Annotated in this window: 7 protein-coding genes and 1 pseudogene; 5 read left to right on the top strand and 3 right to left on the bottom strand. The window is 64.2% G+C overall.

Annotation, left to right across the window (positions count from 1 at the left end; translation table 11 throughout):
- Together KBZ15_RS12675 and KBZ15_RS12670 are read right to left on the bottom strand one after the other, a co-directional pair.
- Positions 1-194, bottom strand: a pseudogene (locus KBZ15_RS12675) (VRR-NUC domain-containing protein); the annotation flags it as partial.
- Positions 191-1,585, bottom strand: a complete 1,395-nt coding sequence (locus KBZ15_RS12670) for a DEAD/DEAH box helicase family protein (RefSeq protein WP_255015551.1) — start codon at positions 1,583-1,585, stop codon at positions 191-193. The pseudogene KBZ15_RS12675 and the gene KBZ15_RS12670, both read right to left, overlap by 4 nt.
- Positions 1,586-1,666: 81 nt before the next feature.
- Between KBZ15_RS12670 and KBZ15_RS12665 the strand changes: the two genes are divergently transcribed.
- From KBZ15_RS12665 to KBZ15_RS12645, 5 genes are all read left to right on the top strand, one after another.
- Positions 1,667-1,867: a hypothetical protein gene (locus tag KBZ15_RS12665; protein ID WP_254930856.1), complete on the top strand. Its 201-nt coding sequence runs from the start codon at positions 1,667-1,669 to the stop codon at positions 1,865-1,867.
- Positions 1,867-4,563 (top strand): primase-helicase zinc-binding domain-containing protein, encoded by a 2,697-nt coding sequence (locus KBZ15_RS12660; RefSeq protein WP_255015550.1) that lies wholly within the window; start codon positions 1,867-1,869, stop codon positions 4,561-4,563. The genes KBZ15_RS12665 and KBZ15_RS12660 overlap by 1 nt, the downstream gene beginning before the upstream one ends.
- Positions 4,564-5,107: 544 nt before the next feature.
- A complete protein-coding gene (locus KBZ15_RS12655) occupies positions 5,108-5,626 on the top strand; it encodes a hypothetical protein (protein ID WP_255015549.1) in 519 nt (172 codons plus the stop codon).
- Positions 5,623-7,269 (top strand): terminase, encoded by a 1,647-nt coding sequence (locus tag KBZ15_RS12650; RefSeq protein ID WP_255015548.1) that lies wholly within the window; start codon positions 5,623-5,625, stop codon positions 7,267-7,269. Before KBZ15_RS12655 ends, KBZ15_RS12650 begins: the two co-directional genes overlap by 4 nt.
- 8 nt (positions 7,270-7,277) lie before the next feature.
- Complete coding sequence (locus KBZ15_RS12645; RefSeq protein ID WP_255015547.1) at positions 7,278-7,979, top strand: sigma factor; 702 nt, start codon at positions 7,278-7,280, stop codon at positions 7,977-7,979.
- Between the two features lie 73 nt (positions 7,980-8,052).
- Here the strand turns inward: KBZ15_RS12645 and KBZ15_RS12640 are convergent, their stop codons facing one another.
- The gene (locus tag KBZ15_RS12640; RefSeq protein WP_255015546.1) at positions 8,053-8,796 is read right to left on the bottom strand and encodes a hypothetical protein; all 744 of its coding nucleotides are present in this window, start codon (positions 8,794-8,796) and stop codon (positions 8,053-8,055) included.
- Positions 8,797-9,075 lie beyond the last annotated feature (279 nt).

Genomic DNA, 9,075 nt, shown 5'->3' with positions numbered 1-9,075 from the left:
AAGGTTTGGCCCAGGTGCTCCGGGCCGATCAGCACCTGGCGCAGGCCGATTAGATCGCTGCTGCCTTTGCACAACCCATAGGTCACCAGCCGGCCGCGTTCATCCCGCAACGCACCGACGTTGTTGCGCCACAGCCTCACTGGACTGGAGCCCAGCTGCAGCCGAATCTGTTGCTGTAGCTCCTGCTCGCTCACGCCAGCAGGCTCCAATGTCCTCGCGTCTGGCGGCTGGCGATCACATGACGTGCCCAGCCCTTGGGGTTGTTCATGCCGCGCTGGGTTCCTAGGGCCTCCAGCTCCGTGGCGGTTCGGGCTCGGCTCTGCTCCCGCTTCCGTTGGCGGCGCAGCTCCTGCTGGTTGATTTCCCGCAGCTCTCCTTCCACCGTGATCAGCTTCTGGCGCTCCGGCCGGAACACATGACCGCATTCCGGGCAAACGCTGAGCGTGCTGGCCATGGCGCAGAAGCACTGCGGGCAGGTCTTCACAGGCGGGGCCTTGCTCTGCTCACGCTTCTTGACGCCATCAAGGCTCCACTCCTGTTCATCGAGGTGGTGGCCAAGCCGTTCGATGTTGCCGACGTGATCGAGGATCACCGCGGTCTTCCCTGGCTGCGGGCGCAGGCAGCGGCCGATCATCTGCAGGTGCAGCGCCAGGCTCTGGGTGGGCCGTAGCAGCAGGCAGCCGCCCACCGAGGGCACATCCACTCCCTCACCAATCAGGCTGCAGCTGGTGAGCACCTTCAGCTCACCGGACCCCAGCTGCTCCAGCAGCTGCCTGCGCGTGGCTACATCCTGGCTGCCGTCGATGCTGGCCGCCCTGATCCCCCGCTTAGTGAAGGCCTCGGCCACCGCCTGGGCATGGGCGATCGAGCAGCAGAAGGCAATCGCCGTGCTTCCGCTCAGGTGGCGCTCGTAATGGCTGACCGCATCGCCCAGGATGCGGCTACCGCCGAGGGCACCGGCGGCCTGGCGTAGATCAAAATCCCCCATCCGGCGCCGCAGCCCCTTGGCTGAAAAGCCGATCGGTGGGGCATAGACCCGGGCCGGTGCCAGGTAGCCGTTGTCGCTCAGCCAGGCGGGAGTGGGACCGAGCACCATGCAGGAGAACCAGGCGCCGAGAGGCTGGCCATCGCTGCGGCAGGGTGTCGCCGTGACGCCGAGCACCTTGGCGGTGTTGAAGTGCTCCAGTGCCTTCGCCCAGGTGGATGCGCTCGCGTGGTGACTCTCATCAACCACCAGCAGCTGGAAAAAATCGCGCGGCAGCATCGACAAGCGCCGGGCCAGGGACCCCACCGAGGCCACCTGCACCGGTGCCCGCAGGTTCATCGAGCGGCCGGCAGCGATCAGGCCGTGCTCCACTCCCAGGTCCGCCAGGGCGCGGGAGGCCTGCTCCAGCAATTCGGCCCGGTGCACCAGCACGGCGATGCGGTTGCCGCGCGCTGCCGCCTGCTGGGCGATGTGGCTGAACACCACCGTCTTGCCGCCACCGGTGGGCAGCACAAACAGCACGGCGCGGTGCCCCTCCAGGAAGGCAAGCCGGACCCGCTGCACGGCCTCCAATTGGTAAGGACGCAGGGCGATGGCCACGGCACGCCGACAGCACTTCGCCCGACTTTAGGACTACCTGAAACTATTGCTAGGCTTTTGCGGTAGCACTCCACTGTCATCATGAAGCGCGTACAGCTGCAGCTCCCTGAGCCCGTCGTCGCCTGGATCGACCGCAACGCCGACGGCATCGAAAGCCGCGCCTCCTTCGTCAGGCGCACCCTGGTGCAGGTGATGCGCGGCGACGAGCGCAGGCTGCCCCCTGCCCCCAGCGATTCCCTCTCCGGCGACTCCCTCTCCAGCTTTGGGGCTTCCCTGCGCTGATGGTGAGCGATGTGCTGCTCGCAGCTGACGGCCACTGGCCCCGGCTCCTGACGGAACTGGCCGGCCTGACGCCGGAGCAGCTGCAGGACCGGCACCAGCCCTGCCCCGCCTGCGGCGGCACCGACCGCTACCGCTGGGACCGCGACGACGGACCCGGCGGCTGGTATTGCAACCAGTGCGGCGGCCGCGAGCGCAGCGGCGGTGGCGGCAGCGGCATGGACCTGCTGCTGCGCGTGACCGGCTGGGATTTTGCGACCGCCGCCCGCCACCTCGAGGCCCATCTCAGGTTGGAACAACCAAAACCGCTGAGGGTGGCGCTACCGCCTCCTGCCGCAGCGCAGCGAGCGGAGCCCCATGTCTCCTGGGATAGCCTGTTGGCTTCTGCTGCCCCCACGCCGCCCCCCTTGCCAAAAGCGGTGGCGGCATTCCACCTGGCGTTGCTCGATGAGCAGGCTGCGCCGCTGCCCACCGGCAGTCCCTACGCCTACTCCGACCACCAGCGGGTCAGCCGTGTTGATCGATCCGGCGGCAAGTTCTTTTACGCCAACCACCGCACCGACCAGGGCTGGCAGCGCGGCGCCGGGCCAGATCCTTGGCCCATGTACCAGTGGTCTTCGCTGCTGCAGGCTCGCGGCCACTGGCTGCTTGAGCTGGAAGGGGAGAAGTGCGCTGACCTGCTGATCAGCGGCGGCTTCCTCGCCTCCACCCAACCGGGCCACGCCCACAGCAGCCCCCAGATCGCAGAGCGCTATCGCGCCCTCCGGCAGGCCGGTGTGGCCGGCATCGTCTATCTCTCTGATCACGATGAGCAGGGCCAGCGCCGCGCCCGCCAGGTGATCAAGGCCGCAGCGGAGGTGGGTCTGCCGCTGCTCCACCTGCCGGCCGGTGAGATTTGGAGCGGCCTGCCGGCGGGCGGTTCGGTTGATGACGCTCCGGGGCTTTTAGGGGAGCGCATCAGCGTGATCCTGCGGGCTGCAAGGGCCGCCCACCTGCGGATGAATCACGCCGCAGGTGACTGCAGCGCCGTTTCGGTAATTGCGGGTCCCACTCCTGGTGGAACAGCGCCGCCGCGGGCAGCCCACACCCCAGGCGAACGGCCATTTCTCTGCCTCGGCTTCGATGGGGATGGCTACTACTACCAGCCCCGCTCGACTGGTCAGGTGGTGCGACTGGCCTCCTCCTCCCACGGCGGCATGAATCTCTGTCGCCTGGCGCCGATCGCCTATTGGGAGACCCTCTTCCCCTCCAAGACGGGGGTCAACTGGACCGCTGCTGCTTCTGATCTGTTTACGCAGCAGGCCGCCGTTGGGATCTTTGATCTGGACTGCCTGCGCGGTCGCGGCGCCTGGGCCGATGCAGGGCAATCGGTGCTCCACCTCGGTGATCGCCTCGTTGTCGATGGCCGCAGTCAGCCCATCACCCAACCCTTCTGCTCACGCTTTCACTACCAGCGCGGCGCGGCCATCCACGGGCCCGGCGATGCCACTCCCTTGAGCGATCAGGAAGCGTTCATGGTGCTCTCGATTGCCGAGCGGTTTCACTGGGACATCCCGGCGTCCTCCCTGCTGCTTGCAGGTTGGGTGGCCCTGGCGCCGATCTCCGGGGCGCTCAGCTGGCGCCCTCACCTCTGGCTTACAGCCGCTGCAGGATCGGGCAAGTCGACCTTGCTGGAGCGCTTTGTCGGGGTGTTGCTTGGGGATTTCGCCCTGCCGGTGGTGGGCAACACAACCGAGGCCTTCATCCGCCAGGCCCTGCGCTCCGATGCCCTGCCGGTTGTGATCGACGAGGCCGAGAGCAACGAGAAAGCCGATCAGCAGCGTATTCAGCAGATCCTTGCCCTGGCCCGCTACGCCTCTAGTGAGACACGTGCTTCGATCGGCAAGGGCTCCGCCGCAGGGGAGGTGCAGCGGTTCCGGGTTCGCTCGATGTTCCTGCTCAGCAGCGTTTCAACCGCCCTCAGGCAGGGCGCCGACAGACGACGCTTCTCCCAGCTCACCCTGCGGGCCCCGGATCACCTCCAGCCACCGGCACGGCAGCGCCACTGGGAGGAGCTCGACCGTGACCTGGAGGAGCAGATCACTGCCGGCGCCGGCCGGCGCCTGATCGCCCGAACCGTGGTGCTGCTCCCGATGATCCGCCAGGCAGTGCGGGTGTTCTCCCGCGTTGCGGCGGCTCACTTCGGCTCCCAGCATCAGGGGGATCAGTACGGCACGCTGCTCGCTGGCGCCTGGGCCCTGCAGTCCAGTGAAGTCCCGACAGCTGCCCAGGCCCAGGCCCTGATCGCTGGCAGTGACTGGAGCACCTTTCAGCAGAGCATCGGTCTGCCCGATGAACGGCGCTGTCTCAATCGCATCCTGCAATTCGAACTGCGGGTGGAAACCGAGGACCGGATCCATACACGCAACGTCGGCGAGCTGGTTGAGACGGTCGTCACCCCCGGCGGTCTTGATCCCGTGAGCGCTCGCTATGCCGAGGAGATCCTCTCGCGCCATGGCATACGCATCCAGGAGGGCCACCTGCTGGTGAGCAACACCGCCGAGGCGATCGCCCGCATCCTCGACGGCACCCCGTGGGCCTCCAGCTGGAGCACGATCCTTTCCAGATTGCCGGGAGCGCAGCCCACCACGAACTCGGTGCGCTTCAAGGGGGCCGGCTCCAAGGCCAGGGCCTGCGCCATTCCCATCAATGGCCTCTGAACAGCTCGGCAGCGCAGATCCACTGCAGCGCAGCCATTCTGGCCTGAGACGAGGGCCGGTTACCTCGCGGTGACCTGGATCTAGGTGGAACGCGGCGTTCCGCCCCCCAAACGCCCAGATCGATTGCGCTGCAATGGGTGGAATGGTTGGAACGGGTGGAACGCTCAGCAAGGACATCCCCCTAGATAAATAGGCAGCTAAGCCTCGGCAAGGGATCGGCCCGATCGGTAACCCAATAGCCCCACCAATTGGTATGCAACTTTAGGCCTCTATCTATATCTATATCTGTATTTAGTGTTCCATTTGTTCCACCACCGTGGGAACGCTGCTCTGGCAACCGATCTGGCCGGAACGCGGGCCGTTCCAGCGCCGTTCCAGCCGTTCCGGGACCAGCCGCTACAAAGCTGACTTGCGGCCAGAGCGGTGATCAGGCCTGCGGATATGCGAGCGTGGATAAAGCATTTATGCTTTCGCTGAAACAAATTCCAGTCATGGCACCTGCGTACTCCCCGGATGGGTCCCTGCGGCTCTGGTTGTCTGGCTGATGTCTTTTCAGCAAGCGCCACCTGTCGACGAGGTCATCGAGGCCCTGCGCTCTGCCTCGCTGGATCAGGACGCCGATGGCCGGGCCCTCCTCCCCTCAGCCGGCGTCGATCCCTCTAGGCCAGTCGGGAAGGGCAATCCGCCCCGCCTCCGCCGTCGCGGCAAGGTGGCGCCCAGGCCCACGGCGATGGAGGTGGAGCGGCGCATCGCCGAGGCGCAGCTGTGGATTGCCCAGCGCATGCCCCTGCTGCGGATCTACGAAAACGCAGGAGCCAGCTGGGGGGTCACTAACACCCGCACGGTCCGCTCCTATCTGGATGCGGCACGCCAGCGGATGGTGGAAGACCTGATCAGCAACCGCCTCGAACATCAGGCGCAGCACATCTACGCCCTCTACGACTGCGCCCGCCGCGCCATGGATGCCGAGCAGTTCTCTGCGGCGGTGGGTGCCTTCCGGGTGATTGCTGAGATCGGCGGCATCCTGCGGGGCCCCATCAAGTCACCGGAGCTGAGGGGATGACGGGCGCTCCTTCGAGTACGGCACTTGTGCAGTGCCCTGCAGCAGCTAGCAGCGGCCTGCTACTGAGCGGGCTCGACCCCTGGGGTGACGCCGGCCTGCTGCACCTGCCCACGACCACCGCAGCCGAGCCAGCAGAACCCCAGAGCCTGCGCAGCTTCATTGCCGAGGCCTACCCCCGCTATGGCTTCCACCGCTGGGCCGACGTGCTGATCGACCTTCTCCAGCAGGTGGCCGATGGCCAGCTCAGCCGCTTGATCGTCACCTGTCCTCCCCGGCTCGGCAAAAGTCTCCTGGTTTCCAAGCTGTTTCCGGCCTACTTCCTGCAGCGCTACCCGCATCTCTTTGCGGCGATCGCTTCCTATTCAGCTGAGCTGGCCTATGCCCACTCCCGAGAAGCCCGCCACTTCTACCGGGTGACCGGCCACCTGCTGGCCCGCGATTCGGCGGCCGTCGGCAACTGGCTCACCCGTCAGCGAGGTGGCTGCATTGCCGCCGGCGTCGATGGCCCCTTTACGGGCAAGGGTTACAGCCTGGGAATCATTGATGACCCCTACAAGGGCCCCGGTGATGCCGCCAGTCCTGCTCTGCGGCAGAAGTTGATCGACTGGCTGCGCTCGGTGTGGCTCACCCGGGCTGAGCCGGCCATGGTGCTGGGACCAGACGGCAGCGAGCAGCCGAACCTCTCAGCCCAGGTGGTGGTGCTAACCCGCTGGGACCACCAGGACGTGATCGGCTGGCTGTACGAGCAGGAGCTAGGCGAGGCGCCGCAGCAGTGGACTGTGCTCGATCTACCCGCTGTTGCAGAAGAGCCGACTGAACGCCCCAAGCTGCCGCCCACCTGCACCTTGATACCCGACTGGCGCCACCCGGGAGAGGCGCTGTGCCCGGAGCGGTTTCCCCTGTCGGAACTGATCAAGATCCGCGCCCGCCTTGGTGCTTACTGGTGGGCAGCGCTCTATCAGCAGCGGCCCAGTCCGGCGTCTGGCTCGATCTTTCTGCGCAACTGGATAAGACCGCCCTTCCCCCGCGAGGAAGCAGGAGCGGCCACTGGCCGGCAGCGCCAGTACGCCCTGCTGGCCCTCTCCTGTGACCTGTCTTTCAAGGGGGAGGCAGAGAGCGACTACTGCGGCTTCTGTCTGGCGGGCCTATTAGCACCACCAACGAGATCGCTCAACCCGCGCACAGGCGAACCCGAGGGGCCGTTGCAGTGCATTGCCTTGGAGATGGAGGCGCTCTGGGCTGCCCGGCACCGCTTTGGCCTGCCGGAGGTGATCCGCTTCCTGCTGGGTTGTCTGCAGGCGCTGGAGCAGCAGGGCCTGCGGCCCAATGCCGTCCTCATCGAAGACGCCGCCAACGGACCGGCGGTGCTGCAAACCCTCAGGCGCCGCGTGCCGGGGATGCTGCCAATCACCGCGAGAGGCAGCAAGGAAACCCGCGCCCATGCCGTCGCTCCCCTGGTGGAAGCAGGGCAAATCCGCTTTCATCACCGCGCCCAGCCGCTGGTGGAAGAAGCGATCCGCTTTCCCAAGGGCAGCAAGGACCTAGTGGATGCCTTCTGCCATGGCGCCCTCTGGCTAGAAGGCCGCTACTGGAAGGCCCAGGGCATCCAGCCGGTGGTGACGCCGCTGCTGGTGAGCAGGTGAGGGGAACGGTGAGCGAGCCGCTGGTGTCCGCGGTGCGGGAATGTTCCAATCCATCCCTGGTGGAGAGCCAGGGGCTTGCAGTGCCGGTACCGGCTGTGCTGCAGCTCTGCATGCCGATCACAGTCGTGCTGGTGGGTGATGCCGCAGGTGCGGCGCAAATGCTCAAGCAACGGCGTTACCGCCAGCCGGCTTGCCATGCCCGGGCAGAGCAGCTGGATATCGACCTGCACGCACCGGCCCATCACCCGCCCAGACGTCAGGCTCAGCAGCCTCCGCGCTGCAGACCCCGGCGACAGCGGCCAGTGCGGCCCCATGCAGCTGCTGATTCCCTGGCGCTGGAGCACATGGACTTGGCAGAGAAGATCGCCGGCAACTTCGCTCGGCGCACTGTTCACCCCAAAGAGGACTTGCTGCAGCTGGCGATGATTGGGCTGATCAAAGCAGCGCGGCGCTACGACCCTTCACGGGGATCCTTCCGGCCCTACGGGCGCACCTATGCCAATGGGGAGATCACGCACTTTCTCCGTGACAACGGCTTCCTGCTGAAGGTGCCGCCGACGTGGCGGGAGCTGCATGCACGGGGGCAGCGATTGCTGACTTCAGGAGTAGGTGTGGGCGAGATGCTGGAGCGGCTAGGGATCAGCCAAGAGCAGTGGATACGGGTTACTGACGCGTGCTCAGTGCGGGTGGTTGCCTTTCCTGTTGAGTGAACTCTCAGAATCAGCAGCGATAGACCTTCAGAGCAAGAAGGAAGCTACCAGGCGCATGCGCCGTATCGTGAAGTTAGGCTTTGCTCGCAAGGAACTCCACCACAATCCCCACATAACTGTGGATAGTGTCAGCGTTAAGCACGTGGCAATCGTCCTCTTCGACCACTTCGCCTTCTAGGTCATTCCGCACTTCATGGACCGTTACTTCACTGTGGATGTTTGGCACCTTGGGGAGCTGTGAAAGCCAGCCCTCATACTTTTTGCGGAGCGATTCGCACTTTTCCAGCTCTTCACTGTTTATTCCGATGTTTGGCCATGCGTGTAGTGCCCCAAAGAGGGTTGATCCCAGAACGCTAGCGCCAGTGCATCCTGCCAGTGAAAAGTACTCCAGGTTCCTTCTTAGATCTTTTAATACAAGATTTTTCGCGGGGTTGAATCCCTTTAGTTCTATTGCGCAGACTGGTTGACTGCCCAAGAAGCCATTATTTAGAATGTCTTCATAGATCGCGATATCTATTCGCCCATTTCTAGTAAGCTTTGGCACGCCCTTTCTGATTGAGACTGATCCCCGCTGCAAGGGGTGGCCAAATTTGATCGGATGCAAGCAATCCTTAGCAAAATCACGAGTCTTCTTCTCCAGGTAAATTTGGTACGGCTCGCCGTGGAAGTGATTGAGTGCGTCAATCTGCTTCGCAACGGCAACTGTAAATAGATACTCAGCATTAAGCCGCATCGCTGGGTCTCCTGAGAACCTCAGCATGTCATCACAGGCACACCTCATAGCCTTGACGAGGTATTCGCGAAAGCTTCTTTTCATGAAAATCTAGCGAAGAAGTGAGCGACCTGAGCGGCTTTTTGCGCAAGCATGCTCGACCAACGGGCTAACACTGGCTACGCACAGACTCCCACTTGAGTGGCGATAAATTGTGCACAACATTCTCGCGATATGCGTCTGGATTGAAGCTCTTCCAGAAGTCTTTAGGTGATGGATAAATCAGATTCGCAACGCCAGACCCAGCATCAATCGGCGAAAAGCAAAAGATGTCTTGGAAGCTATGCGACTGATGAGTAGTCCAGCATTGGAGCAGAGTAATCA

Source organism: Cyanobium sp. BA20m-p-22 (genome assembly GCF_024346275.1).
GTDB lineage: Bacteria > Cyanobacteriota > Cyanobacteriia > PCC-6307 > Cyanobiaceae > Cyanobium_A.
The sequence above is the reverse complement of the archived record's forward strand: the minus strand, read 5'-3'. Positions and strand labels throughout refer to the sequence as shown.

Coding starts and splice junctions, on each gene's coding strand:
- KBZ15_RS12650 (WP_255015548.1), top strand. CDS start 5,623: ATGACGGGCGCTCCTTCGAGTACGGCACTTGTGCAGTGCCCTGCAGCA.
- KBZ15_RS12655 (WP_255015549.1), top strand. CDS start 5,108: ATGTCTTTTCAGCAAGCGCCACCTGTCGACGAGGTCATCGAGGCCCTG.
- KBZ15_RS12665 (WP_254930856.1), top strand. CDS start 1,667: ATGAAGCGCGTACAGCTGCAGCTCCCTGAGCCCGTCGTCGCCTGGATC.
- KBZ15_RS12640 (WP_255015546.1), bottom strand. CDS start 8,796: ATGAAAAGAAGCTTTCGCGAATACCTCGTCAAGGCTATGAGGTGTGCC.
- KBZ15_RS12660 (WP_255015550.1), top strand. CDS start 1,867: ATGGTGAGCGATGTGCTGCTCGCAGCTGACGGCCACTGGCCCCGGCTC.